The organism is Nocardioides sp. CCNWLW216, from assembly GCF_037120545.1.
Classification (GTDB): Bacteria; Actinomycetota; Actinomycetes; order Propionibacteriales; family Nocardioidaceae; genus Nocardioides; species Nocardioides lianchengensis.
Genome location: NZ_JBBBBJ010000001.1, coordinates 464,570 through 484,942, shown reverse-complemented (window position 1 = coordinate 484,942; position 20,373 = coordinate 464,570). Strand labels below are relative to the sequence as shown.

General features: G+C 72.0%; 19 protein-coding genes. 7 read left to right on the top strand and 12 right to left on the bottom strand.

Features of this window, described 5'->3' with window-relative positions:
• Window positions 1–36: 36 nt before the first annotated feature.
• The 3 genes from sucD to V7S47_RS02270 form a co-directional block, all read right to left on the bottom strand.
• On the bottom strand, window positions 37–918 hold the full coding sequence (gene sucD / locus V7S47_RS02280) for a succinate--CoA ligase subunit alpha (protein WP_090849999.1): 882 nt from the start codon (window positions 916–918) through the stop codon (window positions 37–39).
• Between the two features lie 18 nt (window positions 919–936).
• A complete protein-coding gene (gene sucC, locus V7S47_RS02275; RefSeq protein ID WP_090849997.1) occupies window positions 937–2,103 on the bottom strand; it encodes an ADP-forming succinate--CoA ligase subunit beta in 1,167 nt (388 codons plus the stop codon).
• A 132-nt stretch (window positions 2,104–2,235) separates the two neighbouring features.
• The gene (locus tag V7S47_RS02270) at window positions 2,236–2,520 is read right to left on the bottom strand and encodes a hypothetical protein (RefSeq protein WP_336560061.1); all 285 of its coding nucleotides are present in this window, start codon (window positions 2,518–2,520) and stop codon (window positions 2,236–2,238) included.
• 328 nt (window positions 2,521–2,848) lie between these two features.
• Here V7S47_RS02270 and V7S47_RS02265 point away from each other — a divergent pair, with 328 nt between their 5' ends.
• A complete protein-coding gene (locus V7S47_RS02265; RefSeq protein ID WP_336560060.1) occupies window positions 2,849–3,781 on the top strand; it encodes a M23 family metallopeptidase in 933 nt (310 codons plus the stop codon).
• A 212-nt stretch (window positions 3,782–3,993) separates the two neighbouring features.
• Here V7S47_RS02265 and pcrA read toward each other — a convergent pair whose 3' ends face one another.
• The 5 genes from pcrA to V7S47_RS02240 form a co-directional block, all read right to left on the bottom strand.
• Window positions 3,994–6,411 (bottom strand): DNA helicase PcrA, encoded by a 2,418-nt coding sequence (pcrA, locus tag V7S47_RS02260; RefSeq protein WP_090849991.1) that lies wholly within the window; start codon window positions 6,409–6,411, stop codon window positions 3,994–3,996.
• Window positions 6,412–6,464: 53 nt separating this feature from the next.
• The gene (locus V7S47_RS02255; protein WP_336560059.1) at window positions 6,465–7,886 is read right to left on the bottom strand and encodes an APC family permease; all 1,422 of its coding nucleotides are present in this window, start codon (window positions 7,884–7,886) and stop codon (window positions 6,465–6,467) included.
• A 61-nt stretch (window positions 7,887–7,947) separates the two neighbouring features.
• Window positions 7,948–8,643, bottom strand: a complete 696-nt coding sequence (locus tag V7S47_RS02250; RefSeq protein WP_336560058.1) for a hypothetical protein — start codon at window positions 8,641–8,643, stop codon at window positions 7,948–7,950.
• 85 nt (window positions 8,644–8,728) lie between these two features.
• Window positions 8,729–9,379: a LuxR C-terminal-related transcriptional regulator gene (locus V7S47_RS02245; RefSeq protein WP_090849984.1), complete on the bottom strand. Its 651-nt coding sequence runs from the start codon at window positions 9,377–9,379 to the stop codon at window positions 8,729–8,731.
• Window positions 9,372–10,655 carry a PspC domain-containing protein gene (locus tag V7S47_RS02240; protein ID WP_336560057.1) on the bottom strand — a complete coding sequence of 428 codons (1,284 nt, stop codon included), beginning with the start codon at window positions 10,653–10,655 and terminating at the stop codon, window positions 9,372–9,374. The genes V7S47_RS02245 and V7S47_RS02240 overlap by 8 nt, the downstream gene beginning before the upstream one ends.
• Window positions 10,656–10,787: 132 nt before the next feature.
• On the opposite strand from V7S47_RS02240, the gene V7S47_RS02235 reads away from it, so the two are divergent.
• Entirely contained in the window at window positions 10,788–11,960 is a 1,173-nt protein-coding gene (locus V7S47_RS02235; RefSeq protein WP_336560056.1) for a PspC domain-containing protein, read from the top strand.
• A complete protein-coding gene (locus V7S47_RS02230; protein ID WP_336560055.1) occupies window positions 11,957–12,259 on the top strand; it encodes a hypothetical protein in 303 nt (100 codons plus the stop codon). The genes V7S47_RS02235 and V7S47_RS02230 overlap by 4 nt, the downstream gene beginning before the upstream one ends.
• A 3-nt stretch (window positions 12,260–12,262) precedes the next feature.
• Here the strand turns inward: V7S47_RS02230 and V7S47_RS02225 are convergent, their stop codons facing one another.
• The gene (locus V7S47_RS02225; protein WP_336560054.1) at window positions 12,263–13,393 is read right to left on the bottom strand and encodes a glycerophosphodiester phosphodiesterase; all 1,131 of its coding nucleotides are present in this window, start codon (window positions 13,391–13,393) and stop codon (window positions 12,263–12,265) included.
• 48 nt (window positions 13,394–13,441) lie between these two features.
• A complete protein-coding gene (locus V7S47_RS02220; RefSeq protein WP_336560053.1) occupies window positions 13,442–14,458 on the bottom strand; it encodes a glycerophosphodiester phosphodiesterase family protein in 1,017 nt (338 codons plus the stop codon).
• A gap of 77 nt (window positions 14,459–14,535) precedes the next feature.
• On the opposite strand from V7S47_RS02220, the gene V7S47_RS02215 reads away from it, so the two are divergent.
• Window positions 14,536–15,087: a YbaK/EbsC family protein gene (locus V7S47_RS02215; protein ID WP_336560052.1), complete on the top strand. Its 552-nt coding sequence runs from the start codon at window positions 14,536–14,538 to the stop codon at window positions 15,085–15,087.
• Window positions 15,088–15,090: 3 nt separating this feature from the next.
• Here the strand turns inward: V7S47_RS02215 and npdG are convergent, their stop codons facing one another.
• Complete coding sequence (gene npdG, locus V7S47_RS02210) at window positions 15,091–15,777, bottom strand: NADPH-dependent F420 reductase (protein ID WP_336560051.1); 687 nt, start codon at window positions 15,775–15,777, stop codon at window positions 15,091–15,093.
• A gap of 112 nt (window positions 15,778–15,889) precedes the next feature.
• On the opposite strand from npdG, the gene V7S47_RS02205 reads away from it, so the two are divergent.
• The 3 genes from V7S47_RS02205 to V7S47_RS02195 all read left to right on the top strand — a co-directional run bounded on the left by V7S47_RS02205 (window position 15,890) and on the right by V7S47_RS02195 (window position 19,618).
• Entirely contained in the window at window positions 15,890–16,927 is a 1,038-nt protein-coding gene (locus V7S47_RS02205; protein WP_090849970.1) for an LLM class F420-dependent oxidoreductase, read from the top strand.
• Entirely contained in the window at window positions 16,924–17,346 is a 423-nt protein-coding gene (arr, locus tag V7S47_RS02200) for an NAD(+)--rifampin ADP-ribosyltransferase (protein WP_336560430.1), read from the top strand. The genes V7S47_RS02205 and arr overlap by 4 nt, the downstream gene beginning before the upstream one ends.
• Window positions 17,347–17,434: 88 nt before the next feature.
• Window positions 17,435–19,618: an acyltransferase family protein gene (locus V7S47_RS02195; RefSeq protein ID WP_336560050.1), complete on the top strand. Its 2,184-nt coding sequence runs from the start codon at window positions 17,435–17,437 to the stop codon at window positions 19,616–19,618.
• Here the strand turns inward: V7S47_RS02195 and V7S47_RS02190 are convergent.
• Window positions 19,596–20,303 (bottom strand): MerR family transcriptional regulator, encoded by a 708-nt coding sequence (locus V7S47_RS02190; protein ID WP_336560049.1) that lies wholly within the window; start codon window positions 20,301–20,303, stop codon window positions 19,596–19,598. The genes V7S47_RS02195 and V7S47_RS02190 overlap by 23 nt on opposite strands.
• Between the last annotated feature and the right edge of the window lie 70 nt (window positions 20,304–20,373).

Here is a 20,373-nt window from a genome sequence, read left to right as displayed (position 1 = left end):
GGAAGGTCGCCGGGGGCCGTCGTACGAGCGGATGGATCAGAGGCTCTGCAGGATCTCCCGCATCAGCGCGGCCGTCTCGGACGGCGTCTTGCCGACCTTCACGCCGACGGCCTCGAGGGCCTCCTTCTTCGCCTGCGCGGTGCCGGAGGAGCCCGACACGATCGCACCGGCGTGGCCCATCGTCTTGCCCTCGGGGGCGGTGAAGCCCGCGACGTAGCCGACGACCGGCTTGGTGACGTTGTCCTTGATGTAGGCCGCCGCCCGCTCCTCGGCGTCGCCGCCGATCTCGCCGATCATCACGATCGCCTTGGTGTCGGGGTCCGCCTCGAACGCCGCGAGGGCGTCGATGTGGGTGGTCCCGACGATCGGGTCGCCGCCGATGCCGATGGCGGTCGAGAAGCCGAAGTCCCGCAGCTCGTACATCATCTGGTAAGTCAGCGTGCCGGACTTCGACACGAGACCGACCGGGCCGGTGCCCGCGATGGTGTGCGGCGTGATGCCGGCCAGCGACTCGCCCGGCGTGATGATGCCGGGGCAGTTCGGGCCGATCATCCGGGTGGACTTGCCCTGCAGGTAGGACCAGACCTCGGCCGTGTCCTGCACCGGCACGCCCTCGGTGATGACCACGAGCAGGCCGATGCCGGCGTCGATGGCCTCGATGCAGGCGTCCTTGGTGAACGCCGGCGGCACGAAGACGACCGACACGTCGGCGCCGGTCTCCTTGATCGCCTCGGCCACGGTGCCGAACACCGGCTGCGTGGTCCCGGCGAGCTCGACCGTGGTGCCGGCCTTGCGGGCGTTGACCCCGCCGACGATGTTGCTGCCGGACTGGATCATCAGGGTGGTGTGCTTGGAGCCCATGCCGCCCGTGATGCCCTGGACGATGATCTTGGAGTCCTTGTTGAGGTAGATGCTCACTGTTCTCTGCTCTCTATCTCAGGCGTTCGCCAGCTCGGCGGCCTTGTCGGCCGCACCGTCCATCGTGTCGACCTGGGTGACCAGCGGGTGGTTGAGCTCGTCGAGGATCCGACGGCCCTCCTCCACGTTGTTCCCGTCCAGGCGTACGACGAGCGGCTTGGTCGCCTCGGCGCCCAGGATCTCCAGGGCGCCCTTGATGCCGTTCGCGACCTCGTCGCAGGCGGTGATGCCGCCGAAGACGTTCACGAACACGCTCTTGACCTGCGCGTCGTTCAGGATCACGTCGAGGCCGTCGGCCATCACCTGGGCGTTCGCGCCGCCACCGATGTCGAGGAAGTTGGCGGGCTTGACCCCACCGTGCGCCTCGCCGGCGTACGCGACGACGTCGAGGGTCGACATGACCAGGCCCGCGCCGTTGCCGATGATGCCGACCTGGCCGTCGAGCTTGACGTAGTTGAGCCCCTTGTCCTTGGCCTTGGCCTCGAGCGGGTCCGTCTCGTCCTTGATCTCGAACGCCTCGTGCTCGGGGTGCCGCACCTCGGACGCGTTCTCGTCGAGCGAGACCTTGCCGTCGAGGGCCTCCAGCTTGTCGCCGGCCAGCCGCGCGAGCGGGTTGACCTCGACCAGCGTGGCGTCCTCCTCGACGAAGACCGTGTAGAGCGACTGGATCATCGCCACGGCCTGCTCGAAGACGGCCTCGGGGAACGCGGCCTCGGTCGCGATCTCGCGCGCCTTGGCCTCGTCGACACCGGCACCCGGGTCGATCGGGATCTGCTTGACGGCGTCGGGGTTGGTCTTCGCGACCTCCTCGATCTCGACACCGCCCTCGACGCTGGCGATGCAGAGGTACTGGCGGTTCGCGCGGTCGAGCAGGAACGAGAAGTAGTACTCCTCCTCCGGCGGGGTCGCGGGCGTGACGAGCACGCGGTTGACCGGCAGGTCCTTGATCTCGAGGGCGAGGATGTTCGTCGCGTGCTCGAAGGCCTCGTCGGGGGTCTTGGCGAGCTTCACGCCGCCGGCCTTGCCGCGGCCGCCGGCCTTGACCTGCGCCTTGATGACGGTCACGCCGCCGATCTGCTCGGCAGCGGCCTTGGCGGCCTCGGCGGTCTCGACGACGACACCCAGAGTCGTTGCCACACCATGCTTGGCGAAGAGCTCCTTCGCCTGGTACTCCATCAGGTCCACTGATCCACCAGTCTCTAGTCGCGGGTATCCCACGGGACGTATCCCACGGGACGATAGCCCTGTCACGTCGCCCCCGATAAGGGCCGGGGGGCCGACGTGACGGAGGACATACGCGGGCCGGGTATCCCGTCGTCAGCCGTCGTACGCCGCCACCCGGCGCAGCGTCCCGGCGAGGTCCGCCGGGTCGGCGACGACCATCGGCACGTCGGTGACGTCCCGGTCAGCGAGAGCCACGAGCAGGCCGTCGAGCGGGCCGCCGAGCGTGACGACCAGGTCGGCGTCCTCCTGCAGCACGACGGCAGCGAGGCCCGCCTCGTCGTACCCGCCGGCCAGGACGACCTCGTGCCCGGCGTCGCGCAGGGCCCGGGCGAGCGCCTCGGGACCGGGACCCGGTCCCCCCAGGACGATGCGCACCATGTGGTCAGCCTGACACGCGCCCGCGTCCGGGCGGGCTGACCTGCGAATATCCCCGAATCGATCACGACCGGGCAGTGAAACGTGCACAATCGGACGGCGCCCGGTTTCGGCCTGCCGAAGCCATCCGTTACAGTCTGGGGCGCTTGTCACACCTCTGCACGACCTCGTGAACGAGACCTCCGGAGCGACTTGATCCATGGGTAACCACCGAGCGGAATACCGCGGCTCACGTCGTGGACCCTCGGAGACCCAGGAGACGCCCTCGACCTACGTCGGACGTCGCGTCGCTCGCCCTGCAGTACCCGAGGCGCCGCCGACCATGCCGGTCGTGCCCGAGCGGGCCCTCTTCGCCGAGCCGGTCGTCGCCGCGGAGCCCGCCCTCTTCGCCGAGCCGGAGCCGACGCCTTCGTACGTCCGCTCCGACGTGACGACCCCGCTCCACAGCGACACCACCGCCTCGCTGCCGCTCGTGACCGCCCCGGGCAAGCGCAAGGCCGTTAAGCACGTCGGCGACCGCGGCCCCCTGTTCCGCGGGCTGCCGTCGGTGCCGGTCCTCGTCGGCATCGCCGCCCTCGCCGTGTCGGCCGGCGGCGCCGTCCTCGCGGGCGGCCCGGGCACCGGGGTCGGCGAGCCGCCCCGCCTGAGCCAGGCCAGTGCCCTCAGCGGCGCCAGCGCCGGCTCCACCGTCAACCTGATGAAGGACAAGCGCCGCCAGGTCGTCAGCCGCGACCACCGTCGTGACGCGCTCGCGGACGCGGCCGACCAGGAGCTCCAGGCGGCCGTCGAGAAGCAGTACGAAGCCCACACGGGCGCGCTGCAGAGCCTCGCCAAGGAAGCCGGCAAGTTCGCCGCCGTCCTCGAGGAGAACAAGTGGGTGCTGCCGCTCAGCGGCTACCGCCTCACGGCCCGCTTCGGTGAGTACGGCCTCTGGTCGAGCTACCACACCGGCCTCGACTTCGCCGCGCCCACCGGCACCCCGATCAACGCCGTCGCCAACGGCACGGTGACCGAGACCGGTTACGACGGCGCCTATGGCAACAAGACCGTCGTGACCCTCGAGGACGGCACCGAGCTCTGGTACTGCCACCAGACGACGATCGACGTCAACGTCGGCGACGTCGTCCGGGCGGGCGAGCACCTCGGCACCGTCGGCTCGACCGGCAACGTCACCGGCCCGCACCTCCACCTCGAGGTCCGCCCGGGGGCGGGTGACCCGGTCGACCCGTACTCCGCGATGGTCGTCAACGGGGTGACTCCCTGATCTGCCGAGCAGATCAGAGAGTCACATCGGTGTCGAGTAGCGTCCGCGGCTGAGCCTGCGAAGCCGCGCCGAGCGTATCGACACCAATCCAGGTCTCGCGTACCTCGCTGGTCGAGTAGCCCGGCGAGGAACGAGTCGGTCGCGACTTCGCCCCCCAGTCGCGCGGCTCGCTCGACCACCCATCAAGCTGTTGGAACTCGCTTCGCTCGCTCCTACAGCTTCTCCACCGGGGCGTACCGCAGCAGCAACCGCTTGACGCCCTCGGTCCCGAAGTCGATCGACGCGACCGCCTTGTCGGCCGCCCCCTCGACCGCAACCACGGTGCCGAGGCCGAAGGTGTCGTGCTGGACCCGGTCGCCCGGCTCCAGGGACGGGACCTCGCGGGCCGGCTTGGCCTTCCGGGCCGCGTCGGCGCGGGCGGCGGCCGAGGAGAAGTTGCGGCGGCCGGCGGCCGTGGGCTCCCCCATCCGGGCCGGGGAGCCGCTGGCCAGGTCGGGACGGCCCCAGCGGGTCTGGGCGGCCTCGGTCCGGCGCCAGTCGACCAGGTCGACCGGCAGCTCGTCGAGGAACCGCGAGGCCGGGTTGTGGGACGGCGCGCCCCAGGCCGAGCGGACCACGGCGCGGGAGATGTAGAGGCGCTCGCGGGCCCGGGTGACGCCGACGTACGCGAGGCGTCGTTCCTCCTCGAGCTCGGGCTGGTCGCCCAGCGAGCGGGCGTGCGGGAAGACGCCGTCCTCGAGTCCGGTCAGGAAGACGACCGGGAACTCCAGGCCCTTGGCGGTGTGCAGCGTCATCAGGGTGACCACCCCGGCGTCGGTCTCGGGGATCTGGTCGGTGTCGGCGACCAGCGCGACCCGCTCCAGGAAGTCGGTGAGGCCGGGCGCGACCGTGCCGGCGTCGACGTCGGCGGGGTCGGCCGACGGGCCGGCGACCGGGTCGTCGCTGAACTCGCGGGCCACGGCCACCAGCTCGGCCAGGTTCTCCAGCCGGGTGGCATCCTGCGGGTCGTCGGACTCCTCCAGCTCGGTGAGGTAGCCGGACCGCGCCAGCACGGTCTCGAGGACCACGTCGGCCCGCTCCCCCGCCTCGACCATCGACTGCAGCTCCTCGACCAGGCCGACGAAGCCGCGGATGTTGGTGAGCGAGCGGGTGGCCAGGCCCGGGGCCTGGTCGGCCCGGCGCAGCGCCTCCCAGAAGGTCAGCCGGTCGCGCTCGGCCAGCACCGTCACGCACGCGACCGCCCGGTCGCCGATGCCGCGCTTCGGGGTGTTGAGGATCCGCCGCAGCGAGACCTGGTCGTCGGGGTTGGCCAGCATCCGCAGGTAGGCCAGGGCGTCGCGGACCTCGCGCCGCTCGTAGAACCGGACCCCGCCGACCACCTTGTAGGGCTGGCCGGTGCGGATGAAGATCTCCTCGAACACCCGGGACTGGGCGTTGGTGCGGTAGAAGATCGCGACGTCGGACGCCTTGGTGCCGGCGTCGGTCAGCTGGTCGATCTCGTCCGACACGAAGCGGGCCTCGTCGTGCTCGTCGTCGGCGACGTACCCGACGATCCGCTCGCCGTCGCCGGCCTCGGACCACAGCCGCTTCTCCTTGCGGCCCTTGTTGTGGCCGATGACGGAGTTGGCGGCGGTGAGGATGGTCTGCGTGGAGCGGTAGTTCTGCTCCAGCAGGATCGAGGTCGCGTTCGGGAAGTCCTGCTCGAAGTCGAGGATGTTGCGGATGTTGGCCCCGCGGAACGCGTAGATCGACTGGTCGGCGTCGCCGACCACCATCAGCTCCGCCGGCTCGACCCGCTCGCCGCCGCTGTGCTCCGGGACCTCCTCCATCTGCTCGGCACAGAGCTGGTGGATGAGGGCGTACTGGGCGTGGTTGGTGTCCTGGTACTCGTCGACCAGCACGTGCCGGAACCGGCGCCGGTAGACCTCGCGCACGTCGGGGAACGACTGGAAGAGGTGGACGGTCAGCATGATCAGGTCGTCGAAGTCGAGCGCGTTGGCCTCGGTCAGCCGCCGCTGGTAGAGCGAGTACGCCGCGGCGTACTGCTCCTCGAGCTTGTTGCGGGCGTCCTTGGCCGCCTCCTCGGCGTCGCGCAGCTCGTTCTTGTGGTTCGACACCCAGTGCAGGACAGGTCCCGGCTGGTACTGCTTCGGGTCGAGGTCGAGGTCCTTGAGCACCAGCGTCATCAGCCGCTTCTGGTCGGCGGCGTCGTAGATCGAGAAGCTGGACTTGAACCCGAAGCGGTCGATCTCCTTGCGCAGGATCCGGACGCACGCGGAGTGGAAGGTGCTGACCCACATGATCCGCGCGCGCTTGCCGACCAGGTCCTCGACCCGCTCCTTCATCTCGGCCGCGGCCTTGTTGGTGAAGGTGATCGCCAGGATCGACCCCGGGTGCGCCTTGCGCTCCTGGATCAGCCACGCGATCCGCCGCGTCAGCACCCGGGTCTTCCCCGACCCGGCCCCCGCGACCACCAGCAGCGGCGCCCCCTCGTGGACCACGGCGGCGCGTTGAGGGTCGTTCAGCCCCTCGAGCAGCTCCTCGCGACTGGGGCCGCTGCGGGTCGTGCGCGGCTCGGGCGGCGGCGCGGACGTGAGGTGCTCGAAACCAGGAAGGGAGGGGGTGCTCATGCTGCGCTCAGCCTACGTTCCGCCGGGGACGGTCGGGGGCGGCGGGCGCCGGGTCACCGGGAGGCGGTCGGACCGCCCCCACCCACCTCGGCCGGCCGGTCGGTCGAGCCGAAGAGGTGCTCGAGCACGAACAGCACCCCGCCCACGGCGATGAGACCGGCCGACCAGATGAGCGTGGCCGGGTCGTCCCGGACGACGTACACGAGCAGACCCGCGTTGCCGACCAGGCCGAGCAGGAGCAGCGCGGTCGGAGCCCGGTAGGTCTCGTCAGACTCGTCCTGCCCCCGCAGCTTCAGCGCGGACACGATGACCATCGCGTAGACGAAGAGCAGCAGGACGACGGTGACCGCGGCGAGCCGGCGTACGAGATCGACCTCGACGCCCGCCTTCGGGAGGATGGTGCCGACGACCAGGAGCGCGCCGACGACGACGGCCGAGAAGACCAGGCCGACCCAGGGGCTGCGGCGCGAGCCGTGGATCCGGGCGAAGACGTTCGGGACGACGTCCTCCTGGGCCATGCCGTAGAGGATCCGCGACTGGGTGACCACGGCCACGAGCGTCGTGTTGGTGATCGCGGTCATCGCGATCAGCGCGAAGACAACGGTGAACACCCCCATCGGCAGCGGGATGATCCCGGTCTCGACGACCTCCATCAGGGAGGCCGGGGAGGTGGCGAGGGTGTCGATGGGCACCGTCAAGGCGGCCGAGACGGCGACGAGGACGTAGATGAGGCCGGCTCCGATCATGCCGCCGATCAGCGCCTTCGGGAAGGTACGGCGGGGCGCGGTGCACTCCTCGGCGACGTTGGCGGCGTTCTCGAACCCGGTCATCGCGAAGAACCCGGTGGCGACACCGGCCACCAGAGCGAGCACGGCGTTCTGGTCCCCGGTCTCGAACTCGGTCAGCACACCGAAGTCGGCGTCGCCGCTCAACACATGGACCAGCCCGATCGCGATCACGATCGCCAGGCCGAGGACCTCGACGACGGTCATCACCAGGTTGGCCACGACCGACTCCGTGATGCCGACGAAGTTGATCACCGACAGCATCACCACGAACGCGAGGGACACCAGGAGCGCCGGTGGCAGCGACCACACCTCGGCGAAGTAGTCCGAGAAACCGGCCGCCAAGGAACCCGCGGCGGCGAAGCTGGAGGAGAGCATCGCCACGGTGACGAAGAACGTCAGTCCCGGACGGCGGAACGCCCGGTTGACGTAGAGCGAGGCACCGGCTGCACGGGGGTACTTCGTCACCAGCTCCGCGTAGGCGAGCCCGGTGAGCGTGGCGACGGAGATGCCGAGGAGGAACGCGAGCCAGAACGCGCCGCCCACCGCCGCGGCGACGGCGCCGATGAGCACGTAGACGCCCGACCCGAGCACGTCGCCGAGGACGTAGAAGAAGAGCAACCGGCCGGTGATGGTCCGGTTGAGCTCGGTCTCCTCGAGCTGCTCGGTGGTCTCAGCGGTCGCCGTCATCGGGCCTCCTGGATCGCGATCCTCGGCGAGTACCCCTCGCCCCCGGGGACGAAACGGCGAGCTACTTGGTCAGACAGAGGTCGGGGAACGAGACCTTCTTGGCCACCGTCTGCCGCTCCGCTCCCTGACTGTCCTTCATCCGGAAGTAGCCCGACAGGCTGGTGCACAGCTTCACCGATCCCGGCTCCACCACGGAGTCCGAGCCGTCCCACCCGAAGGCGTAGCCCTCCGTGTCCAGCACGAACCGGTAGGCGCGCCGGGCCCGGCCGTTGACCTCGCCGACCTTGGCGACCTTCTCGCTGCCGCAGTCGGGAGTGATCCCCACGCCGACGGTCCAGGGTGCCCCGGCGGAGAACGACGGGTCGAAGGAGCACTTGTAGCCGTAGTAATAGTTGCTGTACGAGATCTTGTTCGCGCGGTGCTTCTTGCGGTACTTCGCGTCGTCGTCGCAGGTGCGCTTGACGGTCACCTGCAGGCTCGGGTCGATGATCTTGGGGTCTCGCAGCTCCGAGACGACGCCCTGGGAGATGGGCCGCCGCTTGTAGGTGGCCTGGAGACGCGCCGTGGCATAGACGCCGAGGCAGAAGCCGAACTGCGGCACGTCGACGTACCGGTAGCTCGAGTAGGACCGGGAGACGGTCTCCCCGCCACGCCGCTCGTTGGCGGAGGCGGACCCGGACGGGCTGAGCAGCGAGACGGTCAGGACCGCGGCGAGCGCCCCGGCCAGGAGCAGGATCGAGCGACGTGCTGAGGTCAAGGTTGGCTCCCGAGAACCGCGCCGGTCGGGTGAGCGGCGTCACCGGGCCCCCGTACCGCAGCGCGCCGTACGGCAAACCCGCCGTTCAGAGCAGACGGCGGTCCGAGGCCCAGCGGCTCAGCTCGTGGCGCGAGGAGAGCTGCAGCTTGCGCAGCACGCTCGACATGTGGGTCTCGACGGTCTTGATGGAGATGAACAGCTCCTTGGCGACCTCCTTGTAGGCGTAGCCGCGGGCGATCAGCCGCATCACCTCCCGCTCGCGCTCGGTCAGCCGGTCGAGGTCCTCGTCGACCGCGGCCACCTCGATGGAGCCGGCGAAGGCGTCGAGCACGAACCCGGCCAGCCGCGGCGAGAACACGGCGTCGCCGTCGGCGACCCGGCGGATCGCGGAGACCAGCTCGGGCCCGGTGATGGTCTTGGTGACGTAGCCGCGCGCTCCCCCGCGGATGGTGCCGATGACGTCCTCGGCCGCGTCGGAGACGCTCAGCGCGAGGTAGCGGGTCTCCGGCGACTGGCCGCGCCGCATCACCTCGACGCCGCCCCCACCGGGCAGGTGCACGTCCAGGAGTACGACGTCCGGCCGGTGCGCGGCGACCGCGGTCACGGCCTCGTCCACGTCGGCGGCCTGCGCTAGCACCTCGACCTCCCCCGCGCCCGCGGCCTCGAGCTCGGCGATGACGCCGCGGCGGAACATGGCGTGGTCGTCGACGACGACGACCCGCACGGGGCTAGTCATGAGATGCCTCCTGGGTGGTGGTGCGGGACAGGTGCAGGCGCACCTCGGTGCCCTCGCCGGGGCCGGTGCGGATCTCGGCGGTGCCGCCGTGGCGGCGCATCCGGTCCACGATGCTGTTGCGGACGCCGTACCGGTCGTCGGCCACCGCCTCGGGGTCGAAGCCGACCCCGCGGTCGCGGACGAAGACGTCGACGGCGGCCGGGGTGATCTCGGCGTACACGTCGACCCGGCCGGTCCCGGCGTGCTTGGCGGCGTTGGTGACGGCCTCGCGGGCCGCCTGGACCACGGGGCGCAGGTCGTCGGTCAGCGGGCAGTCGCCGACGGCGACCACGTCGACCGAGACGCCGTGGGCGTCCTCGACCTCGGCCGCCGCGCCGCGCAGCGCGCTCGCCGCGGAGGACTCGTCGGCCGACTCCCCGGCGTACAGCCAGGAGCGCAGGTCGCGCTCCTGGGCCCGGGCCAGCCGGGCGACCGTGGCGGCGTCGCCGGAGCTCTTCTGGATCAGCGCGAGGGTCTGGAGGACCGAGTCGTGCAGGTGGGCGGCGACGTCGGCGCGCTCCTGGGAGCGCACCCGCTCCTCGCGCTCGGCACTGAGATCGGAGGCCAGGCCGAAGACCCAGGGGCCGATCACGATCGCCAGGCCGATCAGCACCAGGCCACCCGCGATCAGCCCGGCCCGGGCGTCACTCGCCGAGGCCCCCTCGAAGCCGACGATGAAGACCGCCGAGACCACGAGCAGCGCCCCCGCGGCCACCCGGGCGTACGACGCCCAGCCGCCGCTGCCGAAGACGATCCGGACCGGGTCGATCCGCCCGCTCTGGTCGTTCCAGCGCTCGCGCTGCGCCTCGTCGGCCTGCCGCCAGAGCAGCGCCAGGCCCACCAGACCGAAGAACGCCGGCCAGAACGCCGCCCCCCGCCCGACGAGCGCCTGCAGCGCGAGCACGCCGCCGAGACCCAGCGCGGCGAGCGCGATCGCCGGCCCGACGTCGCCGAGCCGCCGCAGCCGACCGGGCCGCCGACCGCCGCGGGTCGCGCTGGCCAGGCCGGGCGGACCGTCCTCGAACCGGGTGTCGCTCGGCAGCATCAGCCACAGCCCGGCGTACACCATCACGCCGAGCCCGCCCAGGAGCGAGGTGAGCAGGAACCCGGCCCGCACCCACAGCACCGGGACGGCGAGGTGCCGGGCCAGTCCGGACGCGACGCCACCGAGGACGGAGTCGTGGGAGTCGCGGTAGGCCTTCCGGGGCTCGTACGGCGGGTTCGTCGTCATGCTCATCGCCCCTCCATCGTCTCATCGGGCACGATGCCGGACCATGAGGATCGACCCCGAGAGAACCCCGGCCCGCCTCGGGCAGGATCAGGGTCGACCCCGATGGTCCGCGGGCCGCTCGACGACGATGGTGATGACATGACGACGACACCACCCGAGGCACCGACGGGTCCCGGCCCCCAGGAGGGGCCGCGCACCACCCGGGACGAGGTCCGCGACCTCGGCCGCCTCCGCCGCTCCACCACCGACCGCAAGATCGCCGGCGTCGCGGGCGGCCTGGGCCGCCACCTCGACGTGGACCCACTGCTGCTGCGGGTCGCGCTCGTGGTGCTGGTCTTCTTCGGCGGCGCCGGGCTGATGATCTACGGCGCCTGCTGGCTGCTGGTCCCCGAGGACGACGGCTCCGAGCCGGTCGTCAGGCTCGACGAGCGCACCCGCACGGTCGCGCTGGTCGTCGTCGGCATCGTCGCTGCGGCCGCCCTCATCGGCGACTCGTGGGGCTTCATCGGCTTCCCGTGGCCGGTGGTCGTGATCGGCGCGATCGCGCTCGTGGTGCTGACCCGCACGAAGAAGCCCACCCCGACGTACGCCGGACCGCCGACGCCGTCGTACGCCCCCGGCGTGCCGCCGTACGCCGCACCGCCGCCGTACGCCGCACCGCCGACCTACGCCGCCCCGCCCGTCTACGTGCCGCCGCCGCGGAACCCCCGCAAGCGCGGGCCGCGCCTCTTCTGGTTCACCCTGGCCCTGATCGCCCTCGCGGAGGGACTGCTCGGCACCGCCGACCTCGCCGGTGCGCCGGTCGCCGACTCGGCGTACCCCGCCCTGGCCCTCGGCCTGGTCGCGGTGATGCTGCTCGTCGGGTCGGTCTACGGGCGAGCCGGCGGCCTGATCGCGCTCGGCCTGGTCGCCGCGATCGGCGTGGTCGCCTCGACCGCCGCCGACCGGTGGGACGCCGAGGGCGTGACGGAGCGCCCGCTCACGGCGGCCGGCCTGCAGGACGACTACCGGCTCGGTGCCGGCGAGATGGTGGTGGACCTGACCGGGATCACCGACCTCGACGCGCTGGACGGCCGCACCCTCCAGCTCGACGTCAGCGTGGGCCGGATCGAGGTGATCGTGCCGGATGACCTCGCCGTCGAGGTGCAGGCGGCCGCGCACGGCCCCGGCAACATCATGCTGTTCGGCAACGACCGCGGCGGCATCGACAGCACCGCCAGCGCGTCGTACGACCCCGGACTCGGGGACCACCCCGAGCTGTCCATCGACGCCGAGATCAACGTCGGCGAGATCGAGGTGAGGACCCGATGAGCACTCCCCTGGACAGCGGACGCCACCCCGTCAACGTGGGCCACCTCGTGATGGGCTTGGCCTTCCTCGGCCTGGTCGCCGTGTGGGCCGTCGTGCAGAGCGACGTCATCGACGACGACGCCATCCGCTGGCTGCTGCCCGTCCCGTGGGTGTTGGCCGGCGCGGCCGGCCTGGTGGCCTCGGTCCTCAGCGGGCGGCGTCACACCCAGCGCCAGGTCGGCTGGGTGCCGCCGGCCGGGACCGCCGAGGAGGCGGACCCGGCCGACGACCCGGCCGACGACACCCGGTCGTTCAGCTGAGGATCAGTCAGCCCAGGCGTCCCGGGCCGTGACGGCGAGGTCGGGGTGGTCGGCGAACAGGCCGTCCACCCCGGCGTCGAGCAGGGCCCGGATCTCGGCGCCGACCCGGCCGTGAGCGTTCGGGTCGGTGCCGCGCCGGAAGTTGGTGGCCAGGAACTGGTTCTCGGCGCGGACGGTGAAGACCAGCACCCGCAGCCCCGCCGCGTGCGCGTCGCGGACCACGGCGCTCGGCCGACCGGTCGCCCCGGTGGCCGGGTCGCGCGGCAGCACCCAGTCCTTCTGCGGGCCGACCCAGTCCGCATACCGCGCGATGTCGCGCAGCCCGCGCCGGCTCAGCATCGAGGCGTACGACGTCCCCGGCCGGTCGGCCGGCCCGCCGCGCGAGTCGACGAGCTGCTCCAGCGGCAGGTCGGTGACCCGGTCGAGCTCCTGCAGGTTGCCGACCTCGAAGGACTGCAGCAGCACCTTCGCCCGCTTCGAGGCCAGGCCGTGCCTCCGCAGGCTGCGCAGCATCGGCTCCTCCAGCGAGAGCCCGATCGAGTCGAAGTACGACGGGTGCTTGGTCTCCGGCGCCACCCCGACCCACTCGCCGGTCCGGCGGTGGTGCTCGACCACCAGGTCCAGCACCTCGTCGAAGGTCGGGACCTCGAAGCGGCCGTCGTACGCCGTGTTGTCGGGGCGGACCTGCGGGAGCCGCTCGATCGCACGGAGCGACTTCAGCTCGGCCAGGGTGAAGTCCTCGGTGAACCAGCCCGTGAGCGGCACGCCGTCCACGACCTTGGTGGTCCGCCGGTCCGCGAACTCGGGGTGGTCGGCGACGTCGGTCGTCGTCCCGATCTCGTTCTCGTGACGGGCCACCAGGACGCCGTCCTTGGTCGGAACCAGGTCGGGCTCGACGTAGTCGGCGCCCTGCCGGATCGCCAGCCGGTACGACGCCAGCGTGTGCTCGGGCCGGTAGCCGGAGGCACCCCGGTGGCCGACGACGAGCGGCTCGTCGAGCTGGTCGAGGCCACGGTGGCCGGTGAAGTGGCCGGTGGAGTGGCCGGTGGCGGACGCCGGCGCCGTGGGGCCGACGAGCAGGGCGGTGGAGGCGAGGGCGAGCCCCGCGAGGAGGGAGACGGTCCGAGAGGTCATGCATCGATCCCAGCCGCGCCCGGTGTGCACGGGGTGAACGGGCACCGACTAGGCGGCGGCGACCACCGCACGGATCGCCAGGTCGGGGTGGTCGGTGATCAGCCCGTCGACGCCCGCGTCCAGGAACGCGTCGGCCAGCCCGCGCAGGTCGCCGAGCCCGGCCGGGTCGTCGCCGACGCGGTGGTCGGTCGGCAGGTAGTGGTTCTCCGCGCGCAGCGTCCAGACGTAGACGTCGAGCCAGCGCCGGTGCGCGTCGCGGACCAGCCGGGTCGGCTCGTCCAGGGCGCCGTCGGCGGTGCGGGGCAGGACCAGGTCCTGGTGCACGCCGATCGCGTCGGCGTACTCCTCGATCGCGTCCAGCGCGGGGCCGTCGACCGGGTCGCCGACGTCGAGCAGCTGCACCAGCGGCACCAGCGTGCGCCGGGCCAGGCGGCGCAGCACCGCCGGGTCGAAGGACATCAGGGTCACCCGCGAGCGGGCGTGGTCGAGGCCGTGCCGACGCAGGTCGGCCAGGAGCGGCTCGTCCAGGGACAGCCCGAGCGCGTCGAAGTACGGCGGGGACTTCAGCTCGACCAGGACGCCGACCGCGCGGCCCCGTCGTACCGACTCGGCACCGACCATGGCCAGCACCTCGTTGAGCGTCGGCACGCCCTCGCGGCCGTCGTGGACGGTGTTGCCGGGGCGCAGCCCGGGGCGCCGCTCGCGGGCGGCGAGCGTCTTCACCTCGGCCAGGGTCAGGTCCTCGGCGAACCAGCCGGTCATCGTCTCGCCGTCGACCACCTTGGTGGTGCGCCGGTCGGCGAGCTCCGGGTGGGCGGCCACGTCGGTGGTCAGGCTGAGCTCGTTCTCGTGGCGGGCCAGGAGCACGCCGTCCGCGGTCGGGACCACGTCGAGCTCGATGGCGTCGGCGCCCAGCCGGATCGCCGTCCGGTAGGCGTCGAGGGTGTGCTCGGGTCGGTAGCCGCTGGCCCCCCGGTGGGCGACCACGGCGGGCGTGACCACGAGGCTGGCGGTGCGCGGCCGGGTCCGGGACCCGCCGGGGAGTGGAACGGTCAGGACGCTCACAGGACATGGATCGCATGCCCGCACGTCCCGGCGACGGCCCGCGCGTGGCCGTCAGGTGAATGCCACATGATGGGCCCATGACCCTCCCCACGCTCGGCGGGCTGGACCCGCTGCCCGTGCTCGACCACCCCGACCTGCTCGGCCCGAACGTGGCCGCCGCGCTCGCGACCTGGCCGTACGCCGGCGAGATCGCCGTGGTGGCGATCGACCCGGACCTCGCCGACACCGCCGCGATGAGCGCGGCCTACGACCTCCCGCTCGACACCGGCGCCAACTGCGTGGTCGTCTCCGGCAAGCGCGACGGCGAGGAGCGGGTCGCCGCCTGCGTGGTCCGGGCCGACACCCGCGCCGACGTGAACGCCCTGGTCAAGCGCACCCTCGACGTCCGCAAGTGCTCGTTCCTGTCGATGGACCGTGCCGTCGAGGAGTCCTCGATGGAGTACGGCGGCATCACGCCGGTCGGCCTGCCCCCGGCCTGGCGGGTGCTGGTCGACAGCCGGGTCCTCGACGTCGACGTCGCGGTGCTCGGCTCCGGCGTACGACGCAGCAAGCTGCTGGTCCCCGGTCGGCTGGTCGGCGAGCTGCCCGGCGCCGAGGTCATCGAGGGGCTGGGCCTGACCGTCGCGTGAGGGTCACTCGGTCGCCGCGTGCTCCAGCCCGGAGACCCGGATGCCGGAGTTCACCTTGTACTTGCGGTTGATCGAGATCAGCACCGCGGTGAACGGCTCCAGCTGGCGGGCCAGGCGCAGCTTGCCGGCGTCGATGCCGACCCGGCTGGTCACCGACGCGGCCAGCTCCATCGCCACCTGCTTGGCCTCGACCACGTCGCCGACGACGAGGACGTCCTCGTCGAGGTACTCCTCCTCGCTCCACAGCAGCACCGCGGAGACGTTGTGGAACGCGCCCACCACGGTCGCCTCGGGCGCGATCCGCTGGGCCGACTCGGCCGCCGAGCCCTCGCCGCCGTCGACGACCCGGCCGTGGGCGCCGCGCTTGTCGAAGGCCAGCGGGTTCACGCACGAGATCACCGTCTTGCCGGCCAGCGGCAGCGTGGCGACCAGCTCGTCGTGGCCGTCGTACGGCACCGCGAGGAGGACGACGTCGGCTGCCGCGACGGCGTCGGCGTTGGCCAGACCGGTGACGGTGCCCGCGCCGGACACGCCCGCCAGCCGCTCGGTCACCTCGGCCGCCACCGGCTCGGCCTTCTCGGCGGCCCGTGAGCCCAGGATGACCTCATGCCCGTGCTTGGCGAACCGGTAGCCCAGCCCCTTGCCCTGCGGTCCGGTGCCACCGATCACGGCGATGCGGTACGTCGTCAACGTGTTCTCCTCCACTCGTCTCGGGGTCGTCCGACCCCCTCGGATCATGGCATTGTTAACGTGACAGCAACGCTGTCACGATGAATGTCACACCGACCACGAAGGCAACGCCATGAAGCTCTCGACCGCTCTGATGTACGCCGGCAACCCCCGCGAGTCCGCCGACCAGATCGCCACCTGGGAGAAGGCCGGCCTCGACATGGTCTGGGTGGCCGAGGCGTACGGCTTCGACTCCCCCACGCTGATGGGCTACCTGGCTGCGAAGACCGAGACGGTCGAGATCGCCGCCGGCATCCTCAACGTCTTCTCGCGGACGCCGGGCGCGCTGCTGCAGACCGCCGCCGGCCTCGACAACGTCTCCGGTGGCCGCGCCGTGATCGGTCTCGGCGCCTCCGGTCCGCAGGTCATCGAGGGCTTCCACGGAATGCCCTACGAGCGCCCGCTCGGTCGCACCCGCGAGGTCATCGAGATCCTGCGCGCCGGCCTGCGCCGCGAGACGCTGGTGCACGAGGGCCGCAACTTCACCCTCCCGCTCCCGAGCGACCAGGGTCTCGGCCTCGGCAAGCCGCTGAAGCTGCTGACCCGGCCCGAGCGCGCCGACGTCCCGATCTGGGTGGCCGCCCTGGGCGACAAGAACGTCGAGATGACCGCCGAGATCGCCGACGGCTGGCTCCCGCACCTCTTCCACCCCGGCAAGGCCGCCGACGTGTGGGGTGAGGCGCTGGCCCGCGGCACCGCCAAGCGCTCCGCCGACCTCGGCCCGCTCGAGATCAGCGCCAACGCCATGGTGGCGATCGGCGAGGGTCCGGAGACCAAGGCGATGCTCGACTTCGCCCGTCCGCTCTACGCCCTCTACGTGGGCGGTATGGGCGCGCGCGGCAAGAACTTCTACTTCGACCTGGCCTGCCAGTACGGCTACGAGAAGGAGGCGCAGGAGATCCAGGACCTCTACCTCGGCGGGAACAAGCGGGACGCCGAGGCCAAGGTGCCGCTCGAGTGGCTCGAGGCCGGCAACCTGGTCGGCCCGAGGTCGTACGTCGCCGAGCGCATCGCCGCGTTCCGCGAGGCCGGGGTGACCAACCTGTCGATCGTGCCGGCCACCGCCGACCCCGCCGCCACCATCGCGGAGGTCAAGGAGCTGGTCTCCTGAACCCGCCCGACGACCCCGGGCCGTTCTTCCACGGGACCAGGGCGACGCTCGCCATCGGCGACGACCTGGTCGCGGGCTTCGGGTCGAACTTCCAGGCCGACCGGGTGATGAACCACGTCTACTTCACCTCGATCGTCGAGACCGCGGTCTGGGGAGCCGAGCTGGCCACCGCGCTCGCCGGGCTCGACGAGCGCGGTCACGTCTACGTCGTGGAGCCGCAGGGTCCCTTCGAGGACGACCCGAACGTCACGGACAAGAAGTTCCCCGGCAACCCCACCCGCTCCTACCGCACCCGGTCCGCACTGCGGGTGGTCGGCGAGGTCGAGGACTGGGAGGGGCACCCGCCCGAGGTGCTCGCGGGGATGCTCGACAACCTCGCGCGGCTGCGCGAGCAGGGTCTGGACGTCATCGAGGACTGAGACCGAGGTCATGGCCTGGTGAGGAGTCCTCTCAGTCTGAGTGGGTAGGGTCCCCGACGATCTTGGCCGCGCCGGAAGGACCCACCCCGTGCCCCAGCGACCGGACGGACGCGTCCGCGTCCCGACCGAACGCCCCGGTCGGCACCGCCTGACGCGGGCGCCGGCCACCGGCCGGCCCGGCTTCCGCGACGACATCCAGGGCATGCGCGCGCTCGCCGTGCTGGCCATCATGGTCTTCCACGCCGGGCTCAGTCCCTACCCCGGCGGGTTCGTCACCCTGGACGTCTTCTTCGTCCTGTCCGGCTTCCTGATCACGTTCCTGCTGCTGCGCGAGATCGACCGCACGGGCACCGTGTCGCTCACCTCGTTCTACGCCCGCCGGGCCCGCCGGATCCTGCCGGCCGCCACCGTCGCGACCCTCGGCACCCTGCTCGCGACCTGGCTGTGGCTGGGGGTCGTCGAGGTGCGTGACACCGCCACCGACGGGATCTGGGCGAGCCTCTTCGCCGCCAACGTCCGGTTCGCCACGCAGGAGACCGACTACTTCGCCCAGGACCAGCCACCGTCCCCGCTCCAGCACTACTGGTCCCTCGCGGTCGAGGAGCAGTTCTACGTCGTCCTGCCCCTGCTGATGCTCGCCTGCGTCCTCGTCGTACGACGTCGCTGGGGTGGTGACCGGGGCACGACCCGGCACGCGATCGGGCTGAGCATCGCGGTGATGACCTCGGTCAGCCTGCTCTGGTCGACGCACGCCTCGACCGTCAGCCCCGACACGGCGTACTTCTCGACCTTCACGCGGGCCTGGGAGTTCGGGGTGGGCGCCCTGCTGGCGCTGGCCGCCCCGCGCTTCGCGTACCTGCTCACCGACCGGGCCCGCAACCTGCTCGCCGGCGCGGGGCTGGCCCTCATCGTCATCGCCTGCTTCACGGTCACCGAGTCCGACCCGTACCCGGGCGTGCTCGCCCTGCTCCCGGTCCTCGGCACCGGCGCGGTGCTGGTCGCGGGCGCGGAGGCGACCGGGCGACCCGCCCTGGTCCAGCGCGCCCTGGGCTGCCGCCCGCTGCGGTTCGTGGGCGACGCGTCGTACTCCCTCTACCTGTGGCACTGGCCGGTGCTGGTCATCGCGACCCAGCACGCGGGACGCGACCTGCGCCTGGGCGAGACCCTGGCCATGCTCGGGCTCAGCGTGCTCGTCGCGCTGGCCAGCTGGCGCCTGGTCGAGCAGCCGTTCCGCCGACCGGTACTGCGCCTGCCGCGCGCGCTCGTGCTCTACCCGCTCTCCGTCGTCCTGGTCGTCGGGGGCAGCGCCTGGGCGGTCCGCTGGGCCGAGGCGCCCTCCGGGACGCTCCAGCCCGCCATCACCTCCGCCGACCTCGACGAGGGCCCCGGCGACGAGCCCGTCTCCGAGGAGCCGGCGGTGGCTCTCGTCCAGGCCTCGGTGGTGGCCGCTCAGGACGGGACCGACATCCCGTCGGTCCTGCGTCCGGGGCTTCTGGACCTCGACGCCGACCGCGCCGACCTCGGGGGCTGCGAGTTCTACGGGACCCCGTTCGAGCGGTGCCAGCGCGGGGACCCCGACGCCGACCGGACCCTGGTCGTGCTGGGCGACTCCCACGGACGGCACTGGATCCCGGCCTTCGAGGAGATGGGCTTCACGACCTACTACCTGGTCAAGTCTGGCTGCAACCCGAGCCTGCGGGACGTCGCCGCCCGCGACCTCAGCGGCGACTGGGACCAGTGCGCCGACTTCGCCGACTGGGCGCGCGAGCAGGTCGCCGACCTCCGTCCCGACCTGGTCGTGCTGTCCGGGTCGGTGCCACCGGGATTCTCGATCGACGGCGAGGTCCGCACCGACGACCTCACCGCCCGGGACACGGTGCTCGAGAGCTACCGCGAGACGATCGACGAGCTGACCCCCCTCGCCGGCGAGGTCGTCGTGCTCGGCGACGTGCCCCGGCGCCAGACCCTGGCCGGCAGCTGCCTCGGCGCCCGCGGCGCCACGCTCGAGGACTGCCTCGAGCGGCCCGTCGAGCGCAACCAGATGATGACGGAGGCGATGCGGGAGGCGACCCGCGGCACGTCCGCGCGCTTCGTCCCGATCGACGACTGGTTCTGCGCCGACGACCGCTGCCCCGCCGTCGTCGGCGACGTCATCACCATGCGCGACAAGCACCACATCTCGACCGTCTACGCCGCCGAGCTCGCCGTACCCCTGGCGGAGCGGATCGGGATCGAGATCCCGACGTCGGTCATCGAGCCAGCGACCTCGTGATGACCGCGTTGGCGGCGCTCTGGAAGCGCACGACCAGCGCCTCCAGCGTCAGCTGCCGCAGCCGCGGCAGGGTCTGCTCCAGCCGGGCGGCCTCCTCGGGCGTGTGCCCCTCGCGGTACGGCGCGAGCACCTCCGCCCGGAGGATCTGGGTGAGCTCCTCGGCGAGCGCGTCCATGTGGCGGGCGATCGCCTCCCCCGCGGCGGCCACGCCCTCGGGCGCGATGTCGAGCTCGAGCAGGTCCAGCCCGATCCGCAGGTTGGGAAGCGCGCGGTAGCCGCGGCCCTGCCGCTCCAGGGCACCGAGGCGGACCAGCAGGTCCAGGTCAGTGGCGGACAGGCGGCGGCCCGCCTCCTCCTCCAGGCCGGCCCGGGTGACCTCGCGCGGCGGCTCGGACGTCCAGGACGTCAGCATCGCGCGCTGCAGCGCGAGATCCTCCACCGTGGCGCCCGCGGGCAGCGACGCGACGTACCGCTCGACGGCCTGGAGGGTGAAGCCGTGGTCCTGCAGCGCCCGGACCAGCTCCAGGTAGGCCTCGTGCAGCGGACCGTAGTAGGCGATCCGACCGCGCCGCTCGGGCGGCGGCAGCAGGCCGAGCGAGGCGTAGTAGCGCGTCGTGCGCACGGTCATACCGGCCGCGGCGGCCAGCTCGTCGACGGTCAGCAGCCCGGTCGGCGAGGTGGTCACGAAACGAACCCTAACGGTTGAACCGTGACAGTATGGCTGTCACAGTAAGACCGTCACGTCCGCACCGAAG